General features: G+C 55.0%; 25 protein-coding genes. 9 read left to right on the top strand and 16 right to left on the bottom strand.

All coding sequences use genetic code 11. The features are described 5' to 3' along the window. Positions 1-4 precede the first annotated feature (4 nt). From Q354_RS0121225 to Q354_RS0121190, 8 genes are all read right to left on the bottom strand, one after another. On the bottom strand, positions 5-961 hold the full coding sequence (locus Q354_RS0121225) for an ABC transporter permease (RefSeq protein WP_027859360.1): 957 nt from the start codon (positions 959-961) through the stop codon (positions 5-7). 2 nt (positions 962-963) lie between these two features. After that, on the bottom strand, positions 964-1,938 hold the full coding sequence (locus Q354_RS0121220) for an ABC transporter permease (RefSeq protein WP_027859359.1): 975 nt from the start codon (positions 1,936-1,938) through the stop codon (positions 964-966). A gap of 271 nt (positions 1,939-2,209) precedes the next feature. After that, positions 2,210-3,766 carry an ABC transporter substrate-binding protein gene (locus Q354_RS0121215; RefSeq protein WP_027859358.1) on the bottom strand — a complete coding sequence of 519 codons (1,557 nt, stop codon included), beginning with the start codon at positions 3,764-3,766 and terminating at the stop codon, positions 2,210-2,212. Positions 3,767-4,126: 360 nt separating this feature from the next. Beyond that, a complete protein-coding gene (locus Q354_RS0121210) occupies positions 4,127-5,374 on the bottom strand; it encodes a DegQ family serine endoprotease (RefSeq protein ID WP_322786158.1) in 1,248 nt (415 codons plus the stop codon). A gap of 394 nt (positions 5,375-5,768) precedes the next feature. Next, positions 5,769-6,251, bottom strand: a complete 483-nt coding sequence (locus Q354_RS0121205) for an Hsp20 family protein (protein WP_027859356.1) — start codon at positions 6,249-6,251, stop codon at positions 5,769-5,771. Positions 6,252-6,686: 435 nt separating this feature from the next. Continuing rightward, a complete protein-coding gene (gene groL, locus Q354_RS0121200; RefSeq protein ID WP_027859355.1) occupies positions 6,687-8,339 on the bottom strand; it encodes a chaperonin GroEL in 1,653 nt (550 codons plus the stop codon). A gap of 65 nt (positions 8,340-8,404) precedes the next feature. After that, on the bottom strand, positions 8,405-8,698 hold the full coding sequence (locus tag Q354_RS0121195) for a co-chaperone GroES (RefSeq protein ID WP_027859354.1): 294 nt from the start codon (positions 8,696-8,698) through the stop codon (positions 8,405-8,407). Positions 8,699-8,919: 221 nt separating this feature from the next. Further along, positions 8,920-9,426: an FxsA family protein gene (locus Q354_RS0121190; protein ID WP_027859353.1), complete on the bottom strand. Its 507-nt coding sequence runs from the start codon at positions 9,424-9,426 to the stop codon at positions 8,920-8,922. Positions 9,427-9,851: 425 nt separating this feature from the next. On the opposite strand from Q354_RS0121190, the gene Q354_RS0121185 reads away from it, so the two are divergent. Then, positions 9,852-10,619 (top strand): SDR family oxidoreductase, encoded by a 768-nt coding sequence (locus Q354_RS0121185; RefSeq protein WP_027859352.1) that lies wholly within the window; start codon positions 9,852-9,854, stop codon positions 10,617-10,619. A gap of 72 nt (positions 10,620-10,691) precedes the next feature. Here Q354_RS0121185 and Q354_RS0121180 read toward each other — a convergent pair whose 3' ends face one another. Then, on the bottom strand, positions 10,692-11,993 hold the full coding sequence (locus Q354_RS0121180) for an AmpG family muropeptide MFS transporter (RefSeq protein ID WP_084332711.1): 1,302 nt from the start codon (positions 11,991-11,993) through the stop codon (positions 10,692-10,694). Positions 11,994-12,190: 197 nt separating this feature from the next. Continuing rightward, the gene (locus Q354_RS0121175) at positions 12,191-12,673 is read right to left on the bottom strand and encodes a YajQ family cyclic di-GMP-binding protein (protein ID WP_027859350.1); all 483 of its coding nucleotides are present in this window, start codon (positions 12,671-12,673) and stop codon (positions 12,191-12,193) included. A gap of 122 nt (positions 12,674-12,795) precedes the next feature. Here Q354_RS0121175 and Q354_RS0121170 point away from each other — a divergent pair, with 122 nt between their 5' ends. The 5 genes from Q354_RS0121170 to Q354_RS0121150 all read left to right on the top strand — a co-directional run bounded on the left by Q354_RS0121170 (position 12,796) and on the right by Q354_RS0121150 (position 16,041). Beyond that, complete coding sequence (locus Q354_RS0121170) at positions 12,796-13,713, top strand: ketopantoate reductase family protein (protein WP_036231014.1); 918 nt, start codon at positions 12,796-12,798, stop codon at positions 13,711-13,713. Between the two features lie 117 nt (positions 13,714-13,830). Further along, positions 13,831-14,748: a polyphosphate kinase 2 gene (gene ppk2, locus Q354_RS26800; protein ID WP_036231011.1), complete on the top strand. Its 918-nt coding sequence runs from the start codon at positions 13,831-13,833 to the stop codon at positions 14,746-14,748. Between the two features lie 20 nt (positions 14,749-14,768). Further along, positions 14,769-14,996: a hypothetical protein gene (locus Q354_RS26795; protein ID WP_027859348.1), complete on the top strand. Its 228-nt coding sequence runs from the start codon at positions 14,769-14,771 to the stop codon at positions 14,994-14,996. A 171-nt stretch (positions 14,997-15,167) separates the two neighbouring features. Next, a complete protein-coding gene (locus Q354_RS0121155; RefSeq protein ID WP_027859347.1) occupies positions 15,168-15,731 on the top strand; it encodes a cob(I)yrinic acid a,c-diamide adenosyltransferase in 564 nt (187 codons plus the stop codon). A gap of 55 nt (positions 15,732-15,786) precedes the next feature. Continuing rightward, positions 15,787-16,041 carry a hypothetical protein gene (locus tag Q354_RS0121150; protein ID WP_027859346.1) on the top strand — a complete coding sequence of 85 codons (255 nt, stop codon included), beginning with the start codon at positions 15,787-15,789 and terminating at the stop codon, positions 16,039-16,041. 51 nt (positions 16,042-16,092) lie between these two features. Here the strand turns inward: Q354_RS0121150 and Q354_RS0121145 are convergent, their stop codons facing one another. From Q354_RS0121145 to Q354_RS0121125, 5 genes are read right to left on the bottom strand one after another with little or no spacing between them, the layout of a single operon-like run. Next, on the bottom strand, positions 16,093-17,652 hold the full coding sequence (locus Q354_RS0121145) for an HDOD domain-containing protein (RefSeq protein ID WP_027859345.1): 1,560 nt from the start codon (positions 17,650-17,652) through the stop codon (positions 16,093-16,095). 52 nt (positions 17,653-17,704) lie between these two features. Then, positions 17,705-18,322: a histidine phosphatase family protein gene (locus tag Q354_RS26790; RefSeq protein ID WP_051560499.1), complete on the bottom strand. Its 618-nt coding sequence runs from the start codon at positions 18,320-18,322 to the stop codon at positions 17,705-17,707. Continuing rightward, complete coding sequence (cobT, locus tag Q354_RS0121135) at positions 18,319-19,392, bottom strand: nicotinate-nucleotide--dimethylbenzimidazole phosphoribosyltransferase (RefSeq protein ID WP_245601104.1); 1,074 nt, start codon at positions 19,390-19,392, stop codon at positions 18,319-18,321. Before cobT ends, Q354_RS26790 begins: the two co-directional genes overlap by 4 nt. Beyond that, positions 19,389-19,910: a bifunctional adenosylcobinamide kinase/adenosylcobinamide-phosphate guanylyltransferase gene (gene cobU / locus Q354_RS0121130; protein ID WP_027859343.1), complete on the bottom strand. Its 522-nt coding sequence runs from the start codon at positions 19,908-19,910 to the stop codon at positions 19,389-19,391. The genes cobT and cobU overlap by 4 nt, the downstream gene beginning before the upstream one ends. Further along, positions 19,910-20,818: a cobalamin-binding protein gene (locus tag Q354_RS0121125; RefSeq protein ID WP_036231007.1), complete on the bottom strand. Its 909-nt coding sequence runs from the start codon at positions 20,816-20,818 to the stop codon at positions 19,910-19,912. The genes cobU and Q354_RS0121125 overlap by 1 nt, the downstream gene beginning before the upstream one ends. A gap of 62 nt (positions 20,819-20,880) precedes the next feature. Here Q354_RS0121125 and Q354_RS0121120 point away from each other — a divergent pair, with 62 nt between their 5' ends. Both Q354_RS0121120 and Q354_RS26785 read left to right on the top strand, forming a co-directional pair. Beyond that, complete coding sequence (locus Q354_RS0121120; RefSeq protein ID WP_027859341.1) at positions 20,881-22,059, top strand: NnrS family protein; 1,179 nt, start codon at positions 20,881-20,883, stop codon at positions 22,057-22,059. A gap of 259 nt (positions 22,060-22,318) precedes the next feature. Next, complete coding sequence (locus Q354_RS26785) at positions 22,319-22,873, top strand: YhcB family protein (protein WP_051560497.1); 555 nt, start codon at positions 22,319-22,321, stop codon at positions 22,871-22,873. 87 nt (positions 22,874-22,960) lie between these two features. Here Q354_RS26785 and Q354_RS0121110 read toward each other — a convergent pair whose 3' ends face one another. Further along, a complete protein-coding gene (locus tag Q354_RS0121110; protein WP_027859340.1) occupies positions 22,961-23,722 on the bottom strand; it encodes a Nif3-like dinuclear metal center hexameric protein in 762 nt (253 codons plus the stop codon). 80 nt (positions 23,723-23,802) lie between these two features. Between Q354_RS0121110 and Q354_RS0121105 the strand changes: the two genes are divergently transcribed. Next, complete coding sequence (locus Q354_RS0121105) at positions 23,803-24,954, top strand: Do family serine endopeptidase (protein WP_027859339.1); 1,152 nt, start codon at positions 23,803-23,805, stop codon at positions 24,952-24,954. Positions 24,955-25,006: the final 52 nt, after the last annotated feature.

Here is a 25,006-nt window from a genome sequence, read left to right as displayed (position 1 = left end):
GTTATTACCCCTTGTAGAGTTTCGGGTTGAGTACGTCACGCAGCCAGTCACCCAGCAGGTTCATCACCAGCACCAGGCTGATCAGCACAGCACCCGGAATCACCGTGATCCACCAGGAGCCGGAGAAGATATACTCAAAGCCACTGGAGATCAGCGAGCCCAGTGATGGCTCCGACACCGGCATACCCAGCCCGAGGAAGGAGAGCGAGGCCTCGGAGATGATGGCATTGGCCACCTGCACCGTGGAGATAACCAGGATCGGCGAAAGTGTATTGGGCAGGATATGACGGAACATAATCCGTGGCGAACGCAGCCCCATCACCCGGGCAGCATCCACATACTCTTTCTTCTTCTCAGCCAGTACCGAGGCACGGATGGTGCGGGCGTATTGCGGCCACTCGGCGATACCGATCACCATGATCAGCATAAACATCGCCAGCTCCTGATACAGTTCGGTACCGAAAGTGGCCTGGAATACCGCCAGCACTACGATCGCCACCATCATGGTCGAGAAAGAGAGCTGCACGTCGGCCAGTCGCATCAGCAGGCTGTCGATCCGGCCACCGAAGTAACCGGCCATCAGGCCCATGCAGATACCCAACAGCGCCTGCAGGGCGACGGCCGCCAGACCGATCAGCAATGAGGTACGGGTGCCATAGAGTATAGTTGACCAGAGATCACGTCCCTGGGCATCGGTACCGAGCCAGAAGCGTGCATCACCTTCATCTTCGTTCCAGCTGGGCGGAATCTCGGAGTCGAGGATATCGATCTGAGACACGTCATATGGATCAAACGGCGCAATCGCCGGTGCAAACAGTGCCATCACCACAAAGCTGAGGAACACGGCCAGGCTGAACTGGGCAACGCGGTCGCGGCTGAAGCTGTGCCACAGGTGACTGTCCTTTATCCGCTGCCAGGTCGTCGGCGCAGCGGGAGCCGCTTCAAGAATCTGATTGCTCATCACTACTTACCTGCCAGTTTGACTGTTGGATTCACCAGACCATAGATCAGATCGACCAGCGTATTGGTGATCACGAAGATGGCGCCGACAACGATCAGATAGGCCACAATCAGCGGCGTATCAACGCGGTTAACCGCTTCCAGGAACAGGAAGCCCATACCCGGCCACTGGAATACCGTTTCAGTCAGGATGGTATAGGCCACCATGGTGCCAATCTGTACGCCACCTACGGTGATCACGGGCAGCATGGTGTTCTTCAGCGCATGCAGGAAATAGATCCGGGTCGGGGAGATCCCCTTGGCCCAGGCAAACTTCACATACTCGGACTGCAGCACTTCCATCATCTCGGCACGGATCAGACGGATAAACAGCGGCAGCATGATCGATGCCAGGGTAAAGCATGGCAGCACCAGGTGTGCCAGGCCATCGCCGGTAACAAAGCCGGTCTCCCAGCTGCCGAATACCGGCACGGTTTCACCGCGGCCATAGGATGGCATCCAGCCCAGCTCGATCGAGAACAGATAGATAAGACCGATTGCGGTCAGGAATACCGGCACCGAGATGCCGACGATACTGATCCCCATCACCGCCCGGGAGAAGAAACTGTTGGGCTTTATTGCCGAATACACACCGGTAGGCACTGAGACCAACACAATGATCAGGGTCGCCCCAATAACCAGCTCCAGCGTTGCCGGCAGCTTATTGAGTATTACATCCAGTGCCGGTTCCTTAAAGAAATAGGAGGTTCCCAGGTCACCCTGCAATGCATTGGTAGCAAAGCGGGCATACTGCACCAGGAAAGGGTCATTCAGCCCCATCTCATCCCGCAGCGCCTGGCGTTCCTCTTCCGAGACCGACTGGCCAACCAGCTCACGCAGTGGGTCTCCGAGATTATCCTGAATGGAGAAGCTGATCAGACTGATGACAAACATCACTACCACAGCCTGAAAGAAGCGTTTTATCAGAAAAGCAATCATGGTTTCTCAGCCTTGTGTAGATCCGGATTTCCCTGCCGGATTACTCTGTTTCTTAAAATTATTATCGCTGCCGGCTACCCTCGGCAAAGCCGTCACCGCCTATTCAGGGGAGACACTCTAAGGTAACGGGCACAGGGAAGCACGGTTCTGCAGGTTAAAAAAGGCGGTCGCACCGGCTGGTGCCGACCGCCAAGGTAACCCAATTTAAACCTGCATTGAGAAAGAGAGCCGGAGTCCGGGAATCATCCAATCCATCCGGACTCCAGGGTGATCAGTCTTTAACCACCAGGTCTCCCAGATATGGGAAGTTCATCACGTTTACAACCGGCTGGATCTCAACGTTCTTACGTGCGGCCCAGGCCAGGTTCTGCCAGTGCAGTGGTACGAAGCCCGCGTCGTCGTAGATAGTTTTTTCGATCTTCTGCATCAGTGCAGCGCGTTTTTCCTGGTCGGTCTCAGCGTTCGCCTCGGCCACCATCTTATCCACAGCAGTGTTGCAGTATTCACCGCTGTTGTACTGGCCAGCACCGGTGTCTTTGTTACGGCAGGTAGAGAGGAACTCGTAGAAGTTGTTGGAGTCCTCAGTGTCTGCATGCCAGCCGATCATCATCAGGTCAGCAGACTGCTTGTCGAACTCAGGCCAGTACTGTGCTTTCGGCATGGTCTTGAGGTCGACCTTGATGTTGATCTTGGACAGCATGGAAGCAACTGCCTGAGCAATCTTGGCATCGTTCACATAACGGTTGTTCGGAGCCATCATCGTAACGGTAAAGCCATTCTCGTAGCCCGCCTCCTTCATCAGCTGCTTAGCTTTCTTCAGGTCGTAGCGCGGCTTGAGGGAGTCATTGTGACCCAGGTAGCCTTTCGGAGAGAACTGGGCAGCCGGGGTCGCGAAGCCTTTCATGATCTTCTTGACGATACCTTCCTGGTTGATCGCATGAACAATCGCCTGACGCACGCGTACATCCTTGAAGGCTTCAACACGGCTCTGGTTCATCTGGAAAGTGATGATACGGGTACCACCCATCGTCACCAGCTCCACCTTGCCTGAGCGGTCGATACGCTTGTGGTCGGTTGGCGGTACCGGCGCGATAAAGTCCACATCGCCGGACAGCAGTGCGGCAACGCGGGTTGGCGCTTCCTTAATTGGCGTCAGCACGATGTTGTTAACATTGCCCGGAGATTGCTTGTCCCAGTAATCCATATTACGGGTGAACTCCATCTTCACACCCTGCTCACGGGAGGTGACGGTGTAAGGACCGGTACCGGACAGGTTGCGGGAGGCAAAGGAGTTACCGTGCTTAACCAGCAGATCCTTCGGCTTACCGTTAGCATCTTCACCGCTGTAAAACTTGCTGTCCATCGGGAACAGGTAGGTGGCGTTATTCAATACCAGCGGAAACGGCTCGTTGGTCACCAGGTCAACGGTGTGTTCATCAACAACCTTGATCTCCTTGAACGGAGCAAAGATCGCCTTGAAGTCGGCAGAGTCGCGCAGACGGTTGAAGGTAAAAGCGACATCTTTGGCGGTAAACGGATTTCCACTGTGGAACTTAACCCCTTCACGCAGATGGAAACGCATGGTCAGATCATCAACCCGCTCCCAGGAAGAAGCCAGACGTGGTTCGATATTGAGATTCTGTCCCCAGCGTACCAGCGGGTCAAAAGTCATGTGGGAAAGCTGCAGAGTAGCACCGGAAAGCTGCTCATGGGGATCGAGGGATACAGGGTCAGCGTCATAGGCCATTTTCAGCGTAGCGGCCTGGGAAGCAGCAACCAGTCCCATACTCAGTACAGCACCAGCCAGAAGCGAAGCAGTCTTGTTCATTTCAGGTGTCTCTTGTTTGTTCTTTTTAGATTTGAGATTTCACTCAAGGGTGAGATATCAGACTAATAGATGCCCAGAAAGACACCAATCGGAATTCCGTAAGAGCCTATACGCAGAGCGTATAGGCAGAAAAAAGGCCCGCTATATGGGGCCTGCAGAGCAGAGGCAATAGAATGCGGCAGTAAAAATAAATATAGAAAGATCAGCGCGCAGTGATATTTCACGCCCGGCAGCCTCCCCTCGCGCAAGCGGGAAGCTACCGTCGATCAGGCAACGCCTGGTGTTAAAGCGCCCTCAGGAGCACAGACAGGAGGTGCGAAAAGAAGCGGCAGACTGCAACCGAAACAGCGCTTCATTCGATCAGCGTATAACCACAAAGAACGAGCCTCCGCCGCGCTCAACCCGCAACAACACCGAATTCGGGCTGCGCTGCAACGCCTTGCGGAATGACTCCAGGTCATAAACCCTGCGCCGGTTAGCCGCCACGATAAGGTCTCCCGGACGCAGACCGTGAAAAGCAGCTGCGGAGTTCGGTGCCAGGTTGCTTACGACTACCCCCTGCTTGTTGGCAGCGTTGTCAAAACCCACGCCTTCAAGCAGCCCATGCAGGTAGCCGTTTGCAGCTGCAGACGCCTGTGGCTCAGCCACCTTGACCTGGCGGGTCAGTTTTTTACCGTCACGCAGCAGTAGCAGCGTAACCGGCTCCCCAACCGCCTTGATGCCGATCAGGCTGCGCAACTGCCCTGAAGAGGAAACGGACTGCCCATCAACTGATAATATAATGTCCCCGGACTGTAACCCGGCATCTGCTGCCGGCGAGCTCTGGGCAACATTGCTCACCAAGACCCCGGTCTGGCCATTGCTGAGGTTAAAGGCCCGGCGAAGGTCCGGCGTGATTTCCTGAATACCGATACCAATCTGGCCCCTGCGCACCTCTCCGTGCTTCAGGATCTGCTGCATACTGGCCCGGGCCATGTTAATCGGAATTGCGAAGCCGATCCCAACATTGCCACCAGACGGCGCGATAATAGCGGTATTAATACCGACCAGCTCACCCGCCAGGTTTACCAGCGCCCCGCCGGAGTTGCCCGGATTGATTGAGGCATCAGTCTGGATAAAGTTTTCGTACCCCTCAATCCCGAGCCCGCTACGTCCCAGCGCACTGACGATACCGGTAGTCACTGTTTGACCGAGACCGAATGGGTTACCTATAGCAACGACAAAATCACCGACCTCCAGCTTATTGGAATCAGCGATGCCAACCTCGACAAGGCCGTTACTTTCAATACTCAGCACGGCAATATCGAGTTCCGGGTCAGCGCCAATAATCTGGGCCTGATAGCTGCGACCATCATACAGAGAGACCTGGACTTCATCGGCACCTTTAATAACATGGTAGTTAGTCATTACGATGCCACCTTCCGCATCGACAATTACACCCGAGCCAGCACTCTGCTGCTTCTTTCTGGAGGGCTGAGAATACTGTCGCTGCTCTGGCACATTAAAAAACCGCCGGAAGAACGGATCATTGAGTAGCGGGTTATAACTGTACTGCTGCCTTGAAAAAGTAGATATATTTACGACAGCAGGACTCACCTGCTTTAACATCGGAGATAAAGAGGGAAACGGCTTTCCTGATATGTCTGTAGCCGGCAATACCGCTGCCGCATAGGGGCTGCATAAAACAACCAACATCAGAAAACATGCATTTAATAGCCTGCCTTTCATAGACTCGCTCCCTTATTAATACGAGCCTGCCAGGCTCGGTAGGTATTAATATTGTTTCAGGAAAGTAATTATTCGGCCTTTCCTGTCTGTTTACCGGACTGTAGTATAAAGCCAGCGACAGCACTTCAAATGACCCTCTTAGCGCCGCCTGCCATACAGTCCCGGCCTGACAGATAAACCGCTAACCGAGGCGGACTCAGCAGTCAGCAGCACTGCTGAAGCACCGGCCGTTGCTACAAAAAAGCGGGCTGTGGTAATCCACAGCCCGCTGCTGTCAGGCCGCGCTGCTGTCTGTGGCGTCAGCCTGATGATCCGCTTTGTGCTCCAATGCATTCGGGGCCTGATCGATAGCAATGGTTTTAGGCTTCATCGCCTCGGGTATCTCTTTCACCAGGTTTATGGTGAGTAGCCCGTTATTCAGCTGCGCTCCGATTACTTCCACATGCTCAGCAAGATTGAACTTACGCTCAAATGCCCGGTTAGCAATCCCCTGATGCAGGTACCTGCGCTCTTCAGTTTTTGCCCTATCACCGGAAACACTCAACACGCCCTTCTCAATCTTTATGCTTAACTCAGCCTGTTCGAAGCCCGCCACTGCCAGCGTAATTGCGTAGCGGCTCTCATCCAGAACTTCAATATTGTAAGGGGGGTAAGCCGCTGCAGAAGAATCGGTATTTAATGCACTGTTTAGCAAAGAGGCCAGACGGTCATAGCCAATACTACTGCGATACAGTGGGGTCAGATCGATTGAGTTCATGGTATATCCTCCAAAAGAAGCAATATAAAATAAAATCAGACAATCCAGCATTCTCGAAGAGACCTGCTGTTACAAAATATATAAAGTCGCAGAGATGTTTTTCAAGGCACTTATTTAGCCAAAAAAATTAAACTTTTTATAAAATTTCTTTTGCCGATAAGCAACGATTATCAGATTTCGGGAATAGAGCAGAGATTCTGCCGAGCATCAGGGATGCGGTAAGCGGTAAGCGGTAAGCGGTAAGCGGAGAATACTAAATGTCGTATCAGGCTGACTATTCTTCAGTGCACTAATCAGATACGGCCAGAGCAACAAACGAAATGAGAGGGCCTAAGCCCTCTCATTCATGCAGAATAACTAAATCGCTATTCTGCCGGCAAGGTCGGCGGGAAACAGCCAGCCATAGCAGCTACCTCCCGAATGACCGGCTTGATATTACATCATGCCGCCCATGCCACCCATGCCGCCCATGCCGCCCATGTCTGGCATACCAGCGCCAGCACCGGCTTCAGCAGGCTTGTCAGCAACCATCGCTTCAGTCGTGATCATCAGACCAGCAACAGAAGCAGCAGCCTGCAGAGCAGAACGGGTTACTTTAGCTGGGTCCAGGATACCCATTTCCAGCATATCGCCGTATTCGCCAGTACCGGCGTTGTAACCGAAAGCGCCTTCGCCTTCACGTACCTTAGATACGACAACGGAACCTTCGTCGCCAGCGTTGCCAACGATCTGACGCATTGGCGCTTCCATAGCGCGCAGAGCCAGCTCGATACCAACAGTCTGGTCATGGTTAGCACCTTCCAGACCGGCAACCTTGCTCAGCGCGCGGATCAGGGCAACACCACCACCAGCAACAACGCCTTCTTCAACAGCGGCGCGGGTAGCGTGCAGCGCGTCTTCTACGCGAGCTTTCTTCTCTTTCATCTCTACTTCAGTCGCAGCACCAACTTTGATGACTGCAACACCGCCTGCCAGCTTAGCAACGCGCTCCTGCAGTTTTTCGCGGTCGTAGTCAGAAGTTGTTTCTTCCATCTGCGCACGGATCTGGTTAACGCGTGCTTCGATAGTGTCAGCAGCGCCAACGCCATCAACGATGGTGGTGTTTTCTTTAGTGATAGAAACACGCTTCGCCTGACCCAGCTGCTCCAGAGTCGCAGTTTCCAGGTTCAGACCAACTTCTTCAGAGATAACAGTACCGCCAGTCAGGATAGCGATGTCTTCCAGCATCGCCTTACGACGATCTCCGAAGCCAGGAGCCTTAACTGCTGCTACCTTAACGATACCGCGCATGTTGTTCACTACCAGAGTAGCCAGCGCTTCGCCTTCAACGTCTTCAGCAATGATCAGCAGAGGACGGGAAGACTTGGCAACCTGCTCCAGGATAGGCAGCAGATCACGGATGTTAGAGATCTTCTTATCAACCAGCAGAATGAATGGCTGCTCGACTTCAGCGCTCATGTTGTCCTGGTTGTTGATGAAGTAAGGAGACAGGTAACCGCGGTCGAACTGCATGCCTTCTACAACAGACAGTTCGTTTTCCAGGCCGGAACCTTCTTCTACGGTGATAACACCTTCTTTACCGACTTTGGACATCGCTTCTGCGATGATTTCGCCAACCTGCTCATCAGAGTTCGCAGAGATAGTACCTACCTGAGCGATCGCTTTAGAATCAGTACAAGGCACCGCCAGCTCAGCCAGCTCAGCAACAACTGCAGCAGCAGCTTTGTCAATACCGCGTTTCAGATCCATTGGGTTCATGCCGGCAGCAACAGATTTCAGGCCTTCGTTAACGATCGCCTGAGCCAGTACAGTTGCAGTCGTAGTACCGTCACCGGCTACATCGTTAGCCTGGGAAGCAACTTCCTTAACCATCTGCGCGCCCATGTTCTCGAACTTGTCTTCCAGTTCGATCTCTTTGGCAACAGATACACCGTCTTTAGTTACGGTTGGGGCACCGAACGCTTTGTCCAGTACAACATTACGGCCTTTAGGGCCCAGAGTGGTTTTTACCGCGTCAGCCAGAATGTTTACACCGCGCAGCATGCCCTGACGAGCATCATCTCCAAAACGTACGTCTTTAGCAGCCATTGTCACTAAATCCTGTATTCTTAACTCAGTTAAATTCGTTCAGTAAATCAGTTGGGTAGCGGAAATCAGACTTCCAGTACACCAAAGATTTCGTTCTCGCTCATGATCAGCAGCTCTTCACCGTCTACTTTTACGGTGTTGCTTCCGGCGTACTGACCAAACAGAACTTTATCACCCACTTGTACAGTCAGAGGCTGAACATCACCGTTCGAGTTAACACGACCCTGACCAACAGCGACAACTTCACCCTGATTTGGCTTTTCTGCAGCAGAACCTGGCAGAACGATACCAGCAGCAGTGGTTTTTTCCTCTTCGCTGCGGCGAATCACAACACGGTCGTGAAGCGGACGAATTTTCATCTGGTTATTCTCCTGATCTTATCTGATCGAAAAACATATTGTTTTAGGTAACTAGAGGAGGCGACCATTGCCTCATCGGATGTTTGCATAGGTTGGGGCAGCCAAATTCTTTTCAACACCTAAAGTCTAAAAAAAATTAAGATTTTTTTGTTTCTGCCCCAAAACGACAAAAAGCGGCGCATCAGCGCCGCTTTTGTTCTGCTGTGAGCTGTATTCGGGACTTAATCCTTACGCTTGTACTCGCCGTCAATCACGTCTCCGCCGCCTGCAGGCTTATCATCATGGAAAGGCGGCTGGCCTGCCTGATCAAACGGCGATGCCCCCGGGGCATCAAATGGCGAGGCGCCAAACGGATTCTGGTTTTGCTGCATTGTTACCATGGTGAAACGACTCATCAGTAACCTGACAAAGCCCTGGCGGGTAAACGGAATCAGACAACTGAAACCAATCACATCGGTGACAAATCCCGGAGTAACCAGCAAGGCGCCACCGACAGCCAACACAATACCTTCGATCATCTCCTGCCCCGGCATCTCCCCCATCGCCATTCGCTGCTGTGCCCGGGCCAGGGTAGAAAGCCCCTGATAGCGCAGCATATTGACGCCGATAAAGGCTGAAAGCAGAACCAGCCCCACGGTATACCAGCCACCGATCAGCTCACCTACCTTCAGAAGTACGGTTATCTCAATAATAGGAACAATGATGAATAACAAAAAAAGAAAGCGCATTAACAACCTCTGATTACAAGTGCCTGAGGTAATCCTACCTTTGCTGACAACTAAAAAGCCACTTTACCGCCCTCTCCAGCGACACGGCCATGACCACTCCAGCCCATCATACCAGCTTCCATTGCCCAGGCTGAGCGTCGCCATCATTGGCTTCATCGTGCAACATGCACAATTGTGCAGCACACAAGACTAAAGTAGCACAATTTTCACCCACCCAAACCAGACAAGGATTTATGGATAGATTTCAGCAACTTAACCTTGTTTTACCAGCACTTTCGCCGGTTTTATTACAATATATTCATGACAATTTGCTTACAATTGGTGCTTTAGGTTGGACATTATTTGCGGTTGGAGATAGATTTTGCATACGCACAATGACGCAATGCACAATAATAATTCCATAAAGATTTTTAAGGTAATCCACGATGCAACTAAATGATAAAGTGATCGTCATCACCGGCGGTGGCCGGGGTCTTGGCCGCGCAATGGCGCTGGAACTGGCTGACAAAGGTGCCAAGCTGGCACTGGTAGATCTGGATCAGGAAGGCCTGAGCGAAACGGCAGGACTCTGTGCAGAGAAAGGCGTTGAAGCCCGCACTTATGAGTGCAACGTTTCCGTCGAAGGCGATGTCGAGAAATTGTTTAATGACGTCGTGGCAGATTTTGGAACGGTAAACGGCCTGGTCAACAATGCCGGTATTACCCGCGATGGTCTGTTCCTGAAAGTCGATCGTGAGACCGGCAAAGTCACCAAGAAGATGACACTGGACCAGTGGCAGCTGGTGATGGACGTTAACCTGACCGGTACCTTCCTTTGCGGTCGCGAAGCCGCTGCCAAGATGATCGATCTGGGCGTTGAAGGCTGCATCATCAACATCTCCTCCATCTCCCGCAACGGAAACATGGGCCAGACCAACTACACCGCTACTAAAGCCGGCGTGCAGGCCATGGCCGTTACCTGGGCTAAGGAACTGTCGCGCTACGGTATCCGTGCAGCCTCCATTGCTCCGGGCTACATCGGCACTGAAATGGTTATGAGCATGAAACCGGAAGCCCTGGACAAGATTGCTGCCGGCATCCCGGCCAAACGCCTGGGTAAGCCGGAGGAGATCGCTTCCACGGTAACGTTCATCATGGAAAACGATTACATCAACGGCCGCTGCATTGAGGTTGATGGCGCACTGCGCATCTGATTCAACAGCGTTGAGTCGAAAAAGAGACAGGCTTGCCTGTCTCTTTTTGTATATGCCTTTCGCTTCCCTGCGCTAGTCTCCCTGCCTAGCTCCCCAGGGTGCCAGCTTTACCAGTAGTAACATCCCCGGTAGCGACAACACGGCACATATCAGGAAGAAGTCGGTCCAGCCCACAGCTTCCACCATATAACCGGTAGTGGCATTGGCAAAAGTGCGAGGCAAGGCCGCCAGCGCGGTAAACAGGGCAAACTGTGTCGCGGCAAAGGCGACGCTGGTCGAGCGGGCGATAAAGGCGGTAAAGGCGGCCGTTCCCAGGCCCACTCCGAGATACTCCAGGCTGATCACCACCGCCAGCGCCAGCTTATCCGGACCAATCTCCGCCAGCGCGGCAAAGCCAAGGATAGTGATCACCTGCACCACGCCGAATATCCACAGGGCACGGTTAATTCCCAGCCTGATCATCCACAGGCCGCCCAGTACTCCACCGACAATCGAGGCCCAGAGGGCTGAGGTCTTGGCAATAATGCCGATCTCAGTGAGTTCGAAACCCAGATCGATATAGAACGGCGTCGACAGTGCGGTCGCCATATTGTCGCCAAGCTTATAAAGGAACATAAAGCTCAGTGCCATTAAGGCCGGTTTCCAGCCATTACGGCGCAGGAAATCGACAAAAGGCTCTGTCACCGCTGCTCGCAGTGACGTGGGCAGCGGGGTTGTCGTGACAGGCTCCTTGATCACCAAAGTCATCGCGATGCCCAGCACCATAAAGGCGGCGATGACGACAAACACGGTTTGCCACGGCAGTATATCCGCCAGAATCAGTCCCAATGCCCCCGGCACCAGTCCGGAGATACGGTAAGCCTGTACATGCACCGAGTTACCCCAGCCCAGCTCCTCATCCGGCAGCAGTTCCCGTCGATAGGCATCCAGCACTATATCCTGACTGGCGCTGAAGAAAGCCACTGCCAGCGCCAGATAGGCGATCACGCCGATAGACTGTTGTGGATCGAACATCCCCAGGGTGGCTATAGAGCCCAGCAATAACAACTGAGTCAGCAGCATCCAGCCACGGCGTCGCCCAAGAAACGGCAAACGGTAGCTGTCCATAAACGGGGCCCAGATAAACTTCCAGGTATAGGGAAAGGTCACCAGCGCAAACAGGCCGATCTCTTTTAACCCCACTCCCTGCTCCCGCAGGAAGGCCGGCAGTAACTGGAACAATACATAGAGCGGCATACCGGAGGCAAAACCGGTAAAGGCGCAGATCAGTGTTCTGCGGTTTAAAACCGAAGCCATCCAGCCTGAACGGTCACTGTTCGCAGCCGGTTTCGCTGCATCTCCGGCAGTCAGATCTCTATCCGCAGCTTCGTTCATAACATCCTCTTTTCAGTGCTCACTCTGAGCGCTAACGGTGCCAAAGTGCATATGGCCACCAGCTTAACAGCACAGCGGGAACATCAGAACAAATTAGATAGCGGCGCAGAATAACAGTTCAGGCCAGCAGAGGGAGCGGCCCGGAGCCGCAGGGGAAGGAAAGGGACTGACCGCCATGTCAGCCCCGGAACAGCGGCTCAGTCGCGGAAATTGTTGAACTGCAATGGCAGTTCCAGATCCGCTTCACGCAGCATCGCGATCGCCTGCTGCAGGTCATCACGTTTCTTACCGGTGACACGTACCTGCTCGCCCTGAATCTGAGTCTGTACCTTAACCTTGGAATCTTTGATCAGCTTGGTAACTTTCTTGCACATCGCCTGATCCAGCCCCTGACGCAACACGATTACCTGACGCGCCCTCAGATTGGACATTTCGACATCCTTGATCTCCATGCAGCGGATATCGATCTTACGGGCGGTCAGACGGCCACTCAGCAGCTCCAGCATCTGGTTCAGCTGAAAATCCACTTCCGCATGCATCACCAGCTGTTCATCGTTGCGCTCGATACGGGCATCAACACCTTTAAAATCGTAACGGTTCTGAATCTCGCGGTTCGCCTGATCCACTGCGTTTGTTACTTCGTGCATATCCAGTTCAGATACAACGTCGAAAGATGGCATTGCGCTCTCCTTATAAAACATTAGCCTGGCCGGATTTTAGCCGAGCAACGCCCCCATTTCACCTTATATAGCGCAGGCGATAGGGTATGATGCCGACAGCGTCCTACATGAGAACAGATCCTATGAATCAACAGTGGCATATTCTGGGAGCCGGAGCGATCGGCTGCCTCTGGGCGGCAAAGCTGCAGCAGGCCGGCCATCAGGTCACACTGATACTGCGTAACGAAGCGCGGCTGGCACAGTTCAGCCAACAAGGTCTAGTCCAGCTGACAGAGGGCGAACAATCGACCCGGCATCCTGCTGCGGCCGTCACCCCTGCGTGCTGTGGCACGATCCACCGTCTGCTGCTGTGCACCAAGGCCTGCGACAGCCTGGAAGCCCTGGCAAGCATCAGCCCGAAGCTGGATGATGCGGCTGAACTGTTGATTTTGCAAAACGGCATGGGTATTCAGCAACAGATCGCGGCACACCTTCCGGCACTGCGCATCAGGGCAGGAACAACGACCGATGGCGCCTGGCTACGCGCACCTTTTGATGTAGTCTGGGCAGGACGGGGATCAACACTGATCGGAACACTGGACGAGAATCAAACATCAGCCCGGCTGCCTGAATATCTCCCTGCAGAGCTGCAGATACTGCCAGATCCGGATATTAACCTGAGCCTGTGGCGCAAGCTGGCGATCAACTGCGCTATCAACCCCCTGACAGCACTGCTCGGCTGTCAGAATGGCGACCTGGCCACAGACCCGGTCAAATCTGCGCAGATGGAATCAGTCTGCAAAGAGGTCGATCAGGTCAGCTCTGCGCTTGGCCTGAAACTGTTTCCCGATGGTTTGTATCCCAAAGCCCTGGAAGTGGCACAGCTGACAGCTGCCAACTATTCATCCATGCTGCAGGACACCCGGCATCAGCGCCATACCGAGATCGACTACATTACCGGCTACCTTTGTCGGCAGGCGACGGAATTGGGAATCGAGGTGCCCCATAACCGGGCATTGCTGGCTGCAATCAAAAAAATCGAAGGATCTTATCAGGACTAAACAAGCGGAAACAGAGTCATTTGGCACGACCGGCCTGCTTCCTGATTCAGATCATCATTGCCGCCAGGGAAAGGAGGATAATTCAGGTTAAAACCAACTAAGCAAAGGAGCCGCTTAATGAGCCTGGACCAAAATATCGTTGATATCTCCCCGCGAGAAGAGGCCATAGCCGCGAACCCTGCAACAGAAACAAGCGCTGCAGCTACCCAGCCCGACCTGAGCCTGCCGGACGGTGAGGGAGACTATCCTTACGACAACAAAATCTCCCGTGCGGAGTATGAAGCGCGGAAGAAAGAGCTGCAGATTGAACTGCTGAAGATGCAGAGCTGGGTGCGCGATACCGGACAGCGAGTGGTCATTATCTTTGAGGGCCGTGACGCCGCTGGTAAAGGCGGCACGATCAAGCGCTTTATGGAACACCTCAATCCGCGTGGAGCAAAGGTTGTAGCGCTTGAAAAGCCAACCGATATGGAAAAGGGCCAATGGTACTTCCAGCGCTATGTTCAGCACCTGCCAACGGCCGGCGAGATCGTGATGTTTGACCGCTCCTGGTACAACCGCGCCGGCGTCGAGAAAGTCATGAACTTCTGCTCGCCTGCCGAGTATCTGGAGTTTATGCGCCAGACACCTGATCTCGAGCGTATGCTGACGCGCAGCGGCATTCGCCTGTTCAAGTTCTGGTTCTCGGTTAGCCGTGAAGAACAGTTCCGTCGCTTCCAGGCCCGTCGCACCGACCCTCTGAAACAGTGGAAGCTGTCACCTATCGACCTGGCCTCACTGGATAAGTGGGATAATTACACCGAAGCCAAAGAATCGATGTTCTTTTATACCGATACAGCGGACGCGCCCTGGACTGTTATCAAATCCAACGATAAGAAGCGTGCCCGTATCAATGCCATGCGCTATATCCTGTCTTCGATGCCGTATCCGAACAAGAATCCGGAACTGGATATCACTCCGGATCCACTGATTGTCGGCAATGCTCGGGATGTACATGAACGCGACGAGCACCTGCTTTTACCGAACAACGCTTAACCAGTTTGAGGGAATAAACAATGACTATGAAACAAACCGCCCACGCCCAGAACGTCGTTTCCAGCTTCAAAGCCAGACTGAGCCCTGAACAGGTGGCCAGTGTCGGTGAGGCACACTTTGATGAACTGTCACTGCTGATTGAGTCTGCAATCTCCACCGCGGTGCTGGAAGAGATGGAAAAGGCCGCCGATAAAGTTGAGTCGCTGGCCCACGGCCTGCGCCACTTTGCCGAGCATTTCGATAACTAAAGCGACTCCGGCTTTAACACCAGATCAAGGCGTTGCTGTGCAGCGCCTTATTGCTGCCCTCTCATTTCCCGGCACTCTCATTCAACCCTGGATAACCAGCCTCCACGGCGATATAGACTTGCAGTTCTCCCCTCAACTAAGCTGAGTCCAAACTTCGACAGGACTGGCATTATGAGCAATCGACTCACCCGCATATACACACGCGGAGGCGACAAAGGAACAACGGCACTGGCAAACGGCAACCGGGTCAGCAAAACCTCTGCACGCATTGAAGCGCTCGGCACCGTGGATGAACTCAACAGCCAGCTGGGCTTACTCCTGAGCCAACTGGATGATCAACGGGATCTACAGCAGATGCTGATGCAGCGCCAGCATGAACTGTTTGATCTCGGCGGCGAACTGGCCGTGGCGGATGAAGGCTACCGGGTAATTTGCGCAGAGATGACCACTGAACTGGAGCGGGAGCTCGATGCTCTGAATCAGCAACTACCGGCCCTGAAAGAGTTTATCCTGCCCGGAGGTAGCCCCGCCGCAGCCCAGTGCCATGTCACCCGAACCCTGTGCCGCCGGGCAGAGCGCCGCCTCGCGGCAGTCGCCGACCGCGAGAAGATCAACCCGGAGGCGCTTGCCTATCTGAATCGCCTGTCAGACCTGCTATTTGTCTGCTGCCGCATCATCGCCCGCCATAATGGCGGTGACGAAGTCCTGTGGAGGCCGCGTGATAAACGCAGCTGATTCGGTATACTAAACGATCTGATTTTTAAACCAACGTTTGGATTGGCGATACTGAATGCGTTACTTACTGTTGTCTCTGTTTATTTTTTCCGGCAGCGCAATCGCGGACTGCTCTACAAAACAAACTTTCTGTGAAGCCCAGTGTAAGGTAAAGCATCTGAGCGATGAGATGGCAGAAGCCGGCTGCAACTCCAAGTGCGTTGCCGAACGGGCCGCCTGCTCCGCCGAGAAAGGCGCCGATACCGCCGTCGATGCAGGTAAGAAAGCCTGGGAAGGCACCAAGTCTTTCGTCAAGGGACTGACCGAATAACCTGACTGGCCGTGCCGCAACCGCAGCACGGCCAGCCAGCCAAGCTGCAGCTTAGCCTGCGGGCCCCTTCGCCACATCGCGGGCACGATGGGACAGGGAAAAGTGAACCTGGCTGACGAACTGGTTAAAGGTCCTGAATTCACCGGCAGATATTCCCTGGTTTCCTGCCAGTTTGTCCGCATAGATCATACCGATCGTCCGCTTACCCGATTTCAGCGGTGAAGCTACAAAGCCCTGACTGCGACAAAGGCTGAGATAATTCGTCGGCAGGCGCTCGCGCCAGCCCTCTTCATCCAGATCGGCCACCAGCAGGTTTGCCCCACGCTCGACCAGCCTGAAGAACAGATCATCGCGGCCGCCGTTACTGCGCCGGTTGAAGTATCGTTCCAGCATTTTAAGGTGCTCCCCCCGCCCCAGTCGTACTGACATCGCTTTGGCATCCGGAGCCAGCAGACAGAAGATTACCCGGTCGAAGCCTGTAAACTGCTGCAGGGCATTCACCACCTTACGCAAAATCTCCTGTACCGGCGCATTGCTGGCGATCATCTCATTGATCTCCTGCAGCGCTTCCAGCTGGTGCCGGGCATGCTCATTACCGTCCGTCGCAGGCGGCCCCGACTGCGGCATTTCACTGAAGCTATCATTCACCGGACCATCGGCATCGAGCTGCATACGGGTGGTAAAGGCCAGCTGACGGATCAACTCATTCTTGTCGTCACCGGCACCATCGACAAAGCGCGGGATCATGCGACGGGTCTGTAAGCCACAGTCTTTAGCGACCTGCCCCGCCTGCCTGAAGCCCTGAACCAGCACCTCATTAATATCACTTTCTTCCAGGCCGGTGCAGTCCATCAACTCGCTCATGGTCTCAGCAAACGGATACTCATCCCGCTCATCAAAACCGTACAGCTGCTCCAGTAGATGATAGCCCAGCCCGGCCACCTGCTCTGAAGGCGCGTGAGATCCCTGATCCGGCTCACGCATCGCCTTGGCAACCGAGGATGGATAGCCCCAGCTACGCGCCAGCTCCTGACCAATATCAGACAGCTCCGCCCCGAGCACTTCACGCTGAATATGCGCCCAGCTGTGCTTTTTGGCTGCACGATGCTGCTGCATTCTGCGGTAATCATCCGGCAGACAGTAAGCGACCACTATCTCCCCAAGCCCATACAGCAAACCATTGATATAGGCCGCCTCGGCATCACCCCGGTGCTTACCCCGCTGCATAAACTCACTGGCGAGATTGGCATTGAGAAATGCCCGCATCAGCATCCCGGGAACATTCAGGTCGGGCTGCTGCTGATGAAAGCCTTCGACCAGTTTCAGCGTGACGCAGAGGTTTCGGATACGATCAAACCCCAGCACCACCACGGCCCGTGATACATGACTGATATTTCCCTGCCCGCGATTGAACAGCGGCGCATTGGCCAGGCGCAGCAGGCGTGCGGACAGGCTGACATCGCGCATAATCGCCATTGCCAGCGCCATCGCATCGCTTTCTTGCGAATTGCTGACCTGATTAATACGGTTTACCGTGGCACTGAAAACCGGCAGATCGCCAAGCCGATCCAGTTTGGAGTGTATCCGTTGCAGGGTATCTGTGACCTTCACCTGAAGCACTGTCCTTTCGGGCTGATAAACCTGTTATTTAGTGGGGCTTAAATCAAAAACGCTGAAGGTTAACATACTCCAGCTGTGACCAGTATTGTTCGCCATCGGCAAAGAAGCGAATACGACTCAGGCTGCAGTAATCGATGGTGATCTTCTGCCAGTTGGCAGGAGGGATTCCAAGGCAGTCTGCAATGAGTGCCCGGATAACCCCACCGTGACAAAGCCAGAGAATATGCCGCTCCCCCTGCTCAGCATCGGTTTCTGCCAGGCAGCTTTCCAGACAGGCAACAACCCGATTGCGAAACCCGTCCAGTGACTCAGCCTGCGGCGGTGGCGCATTCACCGGATCCTGCCAGAATGCGTTTACGGCTGCGGCATCACGCTGATAGATATCTTCGATTGCTAATCCATCCCACTGACCAAAGCCATACTCCTGCAGGCGTTGTTCGACACTGAGTTTAACGCCCAGCCGCTGCGCAGCCTCCGCCGCACTCTCCCGACATCGCTGCAGCGGCGAACTGTATATCTCCTGCCAGCCTTCGGCTTGCCTCAGTACCTGAGCTGCCCGCGCCCGTCCGGCTGCCGACAATGCCAGATCCGTCTGCCCGAGATAGAGGCCACGCTGAGCTGGCTCTCCATGCCGCATAAGGTCAATCGTCAATGATTTCATTCTGCCCTGTCCGATACACCTGCCTCAGCAAAGGTCGCCATCTCGGCATGTAAGCGACAGGCCGCCCGCAACAGGTCCACTGCCAGCACGGCACCGCTTCCCTCGCCCAGGCGCATATCCAGCTGCAGCAATGGCTCCGCATCAAGCGCCTCAAGCACCAGCCTATGCCCCGGCTCGGCGGACTGATGGCCAAACAGCATCCAGCTGCGCAGATCAGGTTGCAGCAGGCAGGCGACCAGTGCGGCCACCGAACTGATAAAACCATCCACCAGCACCGGGATAGCCTGCTGCCCGCAGCGCAGGTAAGCGCCAACCATCGCAGCAATCTCGAACCCGCCCATCCGGCTCAGAGCCTCCAGCGGCCTATCGGCTGCAACGGCATGCAGGTCGATCGCCTGCTGAATCTTCTGCGCCTTAGACTGTATCTGGAGCCGGTTCAGGCCGGTGCCCGGCCCGGTCAACTCTAGCGCCTTACGTTGCATCAGGGCGGCAGCAATCGCGGTCGCCGCACTGGTATTGCCGATTCCCATTTCACCGGCGATAAACAGGTCAGGTCGTTGCCCGGCCAGCCGATCGATCCGTTCGGCTCCTACCGCCAGCGCCTGTTGCAGCTGTATCGTGGTCATAGCCTGCTGCTGACAGAAGTTGGCCGTTGCCGGGGCGATCATCCGATCGATCACGCCTTCGCTGACCGGCACTTTTGCAACAGTCCCCAGATTGACCACTTCAAACTCGGCGCCCAGATGCCTGGCCAGTACTGTCACAGCGGCACCACCGCTGGCGAAGTTAGCCACCATCTGAGCGGTGACTTCCTGTGGATAAGCCGATACACCGTCCGCAGCGATGCCGTGATCCGCCGCGAACACCGTCACATTCAGCCGCTCGATCTGAGGCTTGCTGCATCCCTGCATACCCGCCAGCTGCACAGCCACGGCCTCCAGCCGGCCAAGAGATCCGGCAGGCTTGGTCAGCTGTTGCTGCCGCTCCAGGGCAGCCTCAGTAGCCCGGCTGTCCGGCCGCTGCACCGCCTCTTCAATCCAGCGCGGATTGTCCAGCGCTGCGGCAATCACAAGTCTGCCCCTTTCAGTTCCAGCGGCAGCCCGGCAACAGTCAGAGTTACCTTGTCACAGAGTTCTGCCAGGCGCTGGTGCAGTAATCCGGTTTCATCCTGGAAGGTACGGCTAAGCTCTCCCATCGGCACAATGCCTAAGCCGACTTCATTGCTTACCAGGATAATCTGTCCCGGCAGCTCAGGCAGCTGCCGCTGCAGCTTGTCGACCTGCTCAGCCATCAACTGACGATCCTTCAGCAACAGGTTGGTCAGCCACAGGGTAAGGCAGTCCACCAGGATAACCCGCCCCTCCGATGCCTGCTCCCGTAACTGATCCGCAAGATAGAGCGGCTCTTCAATCACCTGCCAGACTTGCGGCCGGTTCTGACGATGGCGCTCGATGCGCTGCGCCATACTGCTGTCCTCACCTGCGGTCGCTGTCGCGATATAGATCACCTCTGCGCCACAGCCTGAAGCCCGCTCCTGAGCCAGACGGCTCTTACCGGAACGCGCGCCTCCTAAAATCAATTGTTTCATCAATGCCTCACTGCCAGTGTACTTCGTGCCTGATCTACCATTTTGCACATCTGCTCCACTCCATCCAGTGCCCGCATGGTGGGCCTGTGTGTCAGGTCTGCCGGAATAGAGAACAGCAGATCCTCTCTCACCGCCGTAATCTGATGCCAGGGAGCCCAGTAGTTACGCCAGTTTTCATCAATCCCAATCCTGCGTTTACGCTTCTGCAATCCGGCGACGATCAGATCGGGATTCGCTTCGACCACTCCCTCCAGGCCGATCCGTGGCGCCATCTCAATCCGGTCGGCAAAGGGGTTTACCGCCCCACAGAGCTCGATCATCTGATGAATCAGCTGCTGCCGGTTGAGGGTGATCAGGGGCTGTTGCCACAGTTGGTAAAACAGTTTTACCGGGCTGGCATCACGGTAGCGACGCCGTAACACGCCCAGTCGCTGCTCCATCTGGGAAACCTGGCGTCGGGCATTGAGCTCAAACCCGGTCGCCGAACCAAGCCGTGTCAGGGATGCGGCAATATCATTGAAACTGCGGGGAGATTCACGTAATACCTTGATTCCCAGCTGCTCCAGCCGGGATAGCTGGTGCGCGGGAGTCCCCTCCCCCCATGCCACCACCAGGTCCGGTTTCAGCTCGGCGACGCGCTCCAGATCAACCTTGTTAAAACTGCCCACCCGCTCAATCTGCGTCGCAACCAATGGGTAGTCACTGTACTCCACGACGGCAACCAGCGTGCGCCCGGCACCGATACGGAACAGGTTCTCGGTAATATGGGGAGCCAGGCTGACAATCCGCTTCGCCGGCTGTTCCAGGCGGATTTGCCGGCCGCTGTCATCGGTGATATTGATCCAGGCCAATAGCGGCGTAGAAAAGAGCAGCAATAACAACTTTATTAAGATGTATTTTTTATACATAATACAACCACCCACTGACTCGACAGTATACACCGCCACCTGAATGGCCGGAGGTCACCGCCATGATTCAATTACAGGAACCCCGCAAAACCGGGCCTTTTGCACTCTTTAATCTGGGCTTCAGACCCTTTTTCTTGCTGGGGGCACTCTCTGCGGCCGTGATGATGCTGTACTGGCTGGTCAGTTACAGTAACGGAACCCAACCGCCCTACTATGGCTACGGTGTTTACTGGCATGGTCATGAAATGCTGCTGGGCTATACCTTTGCCATTATCAGTGGTTTCCTGCTAACCGCCGCCCGGACCTGGACTTCAGTACAGACCCCCTTCGGCAAGTCACTGATTGCACTGACCGTGCTATGGCTGCTGGGCCGGCTATTGCCGTTTGTTCCCGCAACACCTCACTGGCTGATCGCTGCCGTTGATCTTGCCTTCAGCCCGGTGGTCGCCGTCGCACTGGCAATTCCCATTCTGAAGTCGCGCAACTATCGCAATCTGGTCTTTATTCCAATTTTAGCGGCATTTTTCCTGGCCAACCTGCTGGTGCACCTGGAACTGCTCGGCGTAACCGAATCAACCGCGATCAACGGACTGCATCTGGCGCTGTACCTCACTGCGATGGTGATCGCTATTCTCGGCGGCCGGGTTATCCCCTTCTTTACCGAAAGGGGGCTGGGACAGGTCAGCTGCACCCGCTTTCCGCTGATCGAAAAAGCGGTCATCCCGGTCACCGTTATCTGGCTGGTGGCACAGTTCACGCACTGGAACAGCCTGATGGTGGTAACCGGCGCACTGGCTGCAGCCGTGCACTGGATACGCCTTGCCGGCTGGTTCCATGCCCGCCTGTTCAAAGTCCCGTTGGTGTGGATACTCCACCTTGGCTATGCCTTTCTGGCACTCGGCTTTAGCCTCTCAGCCCTTGCCGCGGCGAGTCTGCTGTCAGGCTCCATTGCCATCCACGCCTTTGCCGCCGGGGCGATCGGCTGCCTGACACTGGGCATGATGGCACGGGTGTCCCTGGGCCATACCGCCCGACCGCTGGAGGTCACACCGGTAGTACTGGTTGCCTTCCTGCTGATGTTCGCCGCTGCAGCAGTGCGAGTCAGTATCAGCTGGCTGCCATTACCCTACCTGACCGGGCTTCACTTGGCGGGCACATTATGGTCACTGGCCTGGATCCTGTTTCTGGTGCGCTACAGCGCTATTCTGATCCGGCCTCGCAAGGATGGACTCTATGGCTAGCGTTACACCCCCGGAGACTCAAAAATTGATACACAACAAAGTACAACTCGGGAAAGCTTAGGCTTTCCCGTTTTTTTGCATTATCCTATGGGGCCGTGAAAGGTGCGCAACCCTGTAGTATCCGGAGTTTGAGGCACCATAACCCCGCCGGTTCAGATGAACCCGGAAAGCGCCATCAGCTCTGCGCCACAAAGGCCCAGAGTGTACACATGGTCCGGCCAGTATCCGGATCTCTATAGCAGGATGTAGAGGAAAAGAAGTGGAAGAAAGTAGCGTTTGGCTAATCGCCCTTATTGCACTGGCTGTCGGTGCAGCTATCGGATTTATGCTTGGCCGCTCCGGAGGCCAGAGCAACCAGCAGCAGGAACTGACAGATCAGTTGAATGAAGCCCGCCACGAGCTGGAAACCTATAAAGAGCAGGTCTCCGCCAATTTCGTACAGACGGCTGATCTGGTTAACGACCTGACCAGCAGCTACGCCGCCGTACATAAGCACCTGGCCCAGAGCGCCGGCGAGTTGTGCAAAGATCCCGCCGCCAGCAAAGCACTGGCCGCCGCGATGCAGCCTGCACTGCCGGAGTCAGAAGAACAGGAAAGTGTCGTCGCCGAGACCATCGCAGAGCCGACAGCAAGCGATGAGGCTGCGGGATCACCTGAAGCTCCGCGCGACTATGCACCAAAGAAACCGGATGAAGAAGGCACCCTGTCCGAGACCTTTGGCCTGAAAGAGGAAGCCGAAGAAGAGAGCACTGCGCAGGAACCGGCATCGCTGGCAGAGCTGAAAGAGACCGAGAAACCTCAGCAGCAAGCCTGAGGCTTTCGTTAAATAGCCTCCGCTCCGCACTTAACGCCATCCCCCGGGAATGAAGTTAAGTACTGAGCGGGGGCTTTTTTCATTCATTTACACCGGGTTCGGAATATCGATAAAACGATGCTCCAGTGCAAACGCCTCGGCCAGATATTCACCCACCGCCTTTGCACCATAGCGCTCGGTCGCGTGATGGCCGGCAGCAAAATAGTGAATTCCGTTCTCCTGCGCGCTGTGAAATGTCGGTTCTGATACTTCGCCGGAGATAAATGCATCCAGCCCCAGCGCCACCGCCTTTTCGATATAACCCTGGGCACCGCCGCTACACCAGCCCAACGTCCGGATCAGCTCGGGACCACCATCTATATGCAGCGGCTCCCGCCCCAATACAGTGGCGATCCGTTGTGTCAGTTGCTGCGCGGTCAATGCAGTTTCAAGCTCACCGACCAGGCCAATACTGCGCGGATTTCCCACTTCAAGGCCACCGGTTACCTTAAGTCCCAGCAGGTCACCCAGCCGGGCATTGTTGCCAAGGGTTGCATGGGCATCCAGTGGCAGGTGATAGGCAAGCAGGTTGATATCATGGTCCAGCAGGGTCTTCAGGCGCTTTCGCTTAATTCCCCGGATACAGGCGTCTTCGCCTTTCCAGAAATAGCCATGATGCACCAGTATCGCATCCGCTTCCCACTCTACCGCAGCATCCAGTAGTGCCTGCGATGCAGTCACTCCGGACACCAGTCGCTTCACTTCCGGACATCCTTCAACCTGAAGCCCGTTTGGCGCGTAATCGCGAAACTGTCCCGGCTCCAGCAGGTTATCCAGAGCAGCGATCAGTTCTTCTGTTTTTACTGACATATCAATGCTTTTTCATTCACAAATCGTTAGAACTATCCGTATAATTCTAATTCCCGTCCTAGTCTTCAGCCAAACTATATATGCGAAAGTTATCCTTTTTGCTCTGGCCGGTGCTGACCGGTGTGATCGCGGCGGTGGTTTTGTTACGGTTTTTTCCTGATATCCTGAGCCCGCAGGTTACAACCGTTGAGTTCAAAGAAACCAGCCAGCCGTCAGCCCCTGCCTTTAGTCGTTCGTCCGGCCCGGTTTCCTATGCCGACGCGGTCAGCAGTGCCGCGCCTGCGGTAGTCAACATTTATACCCGGACGGTGGTTCGCCAGAAAACCCACCCGCTGTACAGCGATCCGTTCTTTCGCAATTTCTTCGATCTGGAAAACCAGCCTCAGCGCGAGCGCATCCAGTCAAGCCTTGGCTCCGGCGTGATTCTTTCCCCTGAGGGCCATATCGCGACAAACAACCATGTTATTTCCGGCGCAGACAGTATCGTCGTGGCCCTGCGGGATGGTCGCGAGGCCATGGCCGAGGTGATAGGTACCGACCCGGAGACCGATCTGGCAGTCCTCAAGATAAACCTGCAGGACCTGCCCAGCATAACCCTCACCTCGTCTGACCAGATGCAGGTCGGCGATGTCGTACTGGCAATCGGCAACCCGTTTGGCGTCGGCCAGACCGTGACGATGGGCATTATCAGCGCGACGGGGCGCAACAGCCTTGGCATCAATACCTACGAAGACTTTATTCAGACCGATGCGGCGATCAATCCGGGCAACTCCGGTGGCGCCCTGATCGACGCCTACGGCAACCTGATCGGCATCAATACGGCGATTTTCTCTAAATCCGGCGGTTCGCAGGGCATCGGTTTCGCAATCCCTTCAGACCTGTCGAAGAAAGTAATGCAGGACCTGATCGAACATGGCCGGGTTATCCGTGGCTGGCTTGGTATTGAGATTCAGGAGATGACGCCCGGACTGGCTGAGTCCTTCAACCTGAACAAAATGCAGGGGCTGATTATTGCGGGTATTTTCAGGGACGGGCCCGCCCACCTGGCAGGCATCCAGCCGGGTGACATTATGATCGCCGTCGATGACCAGCCTATTGCCGATGGCCGCAGCTCGATGAACCGCATCGCCAAATACGCCCCTGGCACCCAGATCGCTATCTCACTGCTGCGCAACGGTACGCCGGTAAGGATTAATGTCACCATTGGCGAGCGCCCCCGCAGCCGAAACTGAGACTGACCAAGCCATTTCCAGGCAACAAAAAAGGCTCCATCAGGAGCCTTTT

This window comes from Marinobacterium jannaschii DSM 6295, assembly GCF_000620085.1.
Taxonomy (GTDB): Bacteria; Pseudomonadota; Gammaproteobacteria; order Pseudomonadales; family Balneatricaceae; genus Pontibacterium; species Pontibacterium jannaschii.
The sequence above is the reverse complement of the archived record's forward strand: the minus strand, read 5'-3'. Positions and strand labels throughout refer to the sequence as shown.

Bases quoted from the DNA above. Each gene is read 5' to 3' on its own strand.
- Q354_RS0121225 (WP_027859360.1), bottom strand. From the start codon at position 961: ATGAGCAATCAGATTCTTGAAGCGGCTCCCGCTGCGCCGACGACCTGG.
- Q354_RS0121220 (WP_027859359.1), bottom strand. From the start codon at position 1,938: ATGATTGCTTTTCTGATAAAACGCTTCTTTCAGGCTGTGGTAGTGATG.
- Q354_RS0121215 (WP_027859358.1), bottom strand. From the start codon at position 3,766: ATGAACAAGACTGCTTCGCTTCTGGCTGGTGCTGTACTGAGTATGGGA.
- Q354_RS0121210 (WP_322786158.1), bottom strand. From the start codon at position 5,374: ATGTTAAAGCAGGTGAGTCCTGCTGTCGTAAATATATCTACTTTTTCA.
- Q354_RS0121205 (WP_027859356.1), bottom strand. From the start codon at position 6,251: ATGAACTCAATCGATCTGACCCCACTGTATCGCAGTAGTATTGGCTAT.
- groL (WP_027859355.1), bottom strand. From the start codon at position 8,339: ATGGCTGCTAAAGACGTACGTTTTGGAGATGATGCTCGTCAGGGCATG.
- Q354_RS0121195 (WP_027859354.1), bottom strand. From the start codon at position 8,698: ATGAAAATTCGTCCGCTTCACGACCGTGTTGTGATTCGCCGCAGCGAA.
- Q354_RS0121190 (WP_027859353.1), bottom strand. From the start codon at position 9,426: ATGCGCTTTCTTTTTTTGTTATTCATCATTGTTCCTATTATTGAGATA.
- Q354_RS0121185 (WP_027859352.1), top strand. From the start codon at position 9,852: ATGCAACTAAATGATAAAGTGATCGTCATCACCGGCGGTGGCCGGGGT.
- Q354_RS0121180 (WP_084332711.1), bottom strand. From the start codon at position 11,993: ATGAACGAAGCTGCGGATAGAGATCTGACTGCCGGAGATGCAGCGAAA.
- Q354_RS0121175 (WP_027859350.1), bottom strand. From the start codon at position 12,673: ATGCCATCTTTCGACGTTGTATCTGAACTGGATATGCACGAAGTAACA.
- Q354_RS0121170 (WP_036231014.1), top strand. From the start codon at position 12,796: ATGAATCAACAGTGGCATATTCTGGGAGCCGGAGCGATCGGCTGCCTC.
- ppk2 (WP_036231011.1), top strand. From the start codon at position 13,831: ATGAGCCTGGACCAAAATATCGTTGATATCTCCCCGCGAGAAGAGGCC.
- Q354_RS26795 (WP_027859348.1), top strand. From the start codon at position 14,769: ATGACTATGAAACAAACCGCCCACGCCCAGAACGTCGTTTCCAGCTTC.
- Q354_RS0121155 (WP_027859347.1), top strand. From the start codon at position 15,168: ATGAGCAATCGACTCACCCGCATATACACACGCGGAGGCGACAAAGGA.
- Q354_RS0121150 (WP_027859346.1), top strand. From the start codon at position 15,787: ATGCGTTACTTACTGTTGTCTCTGTTTATTTTTTCCGGCAGCGCAATC.
- Q354_RS26790 (WP_051560499.1), bottom strand. From the start codon at position 18,322: ATGAAATCATTGACGATTGACCTTATGCGGCATGGAGAGCCAGCTCAG.
- cobU (WP_027859343.1), bottom strand. From the start codon at position 19,910: ATGAAACAATTGATTTTAGGAGGCGCGCGTTCCGGTAAGAGCCGTCTG.
- Q354_RS0121125 (WP_036231007.1), bottom strand. From the start codon at position 20,818: ATGTATAAAAAATACATCTTAATAAAGTTGTTATTGCTGCTCTTTTCT.
- Q354_RS0121120 (WP_027859341.1), top strand. From the start codon at position 20,881: ATGATTCAATTACAGGAACCCCGCAAAACCGGGCCTTTTGCACTCTTT.
- Q354_RS0121110 (WP_027859340.1), bottom strand. From the start codon at position 23,722: ATGTCAGTAAAAACAGAAGAACTGATCGCTGCTCTGGATAACCTGCTG.
- Q354_RS0121105 (WP_027859339.1), top strand. From the start codon at position 23,803: ATGCGAAAGTTATCCTTTTTGCTCTGGCCGGTGCTGACCGGTGTGATC.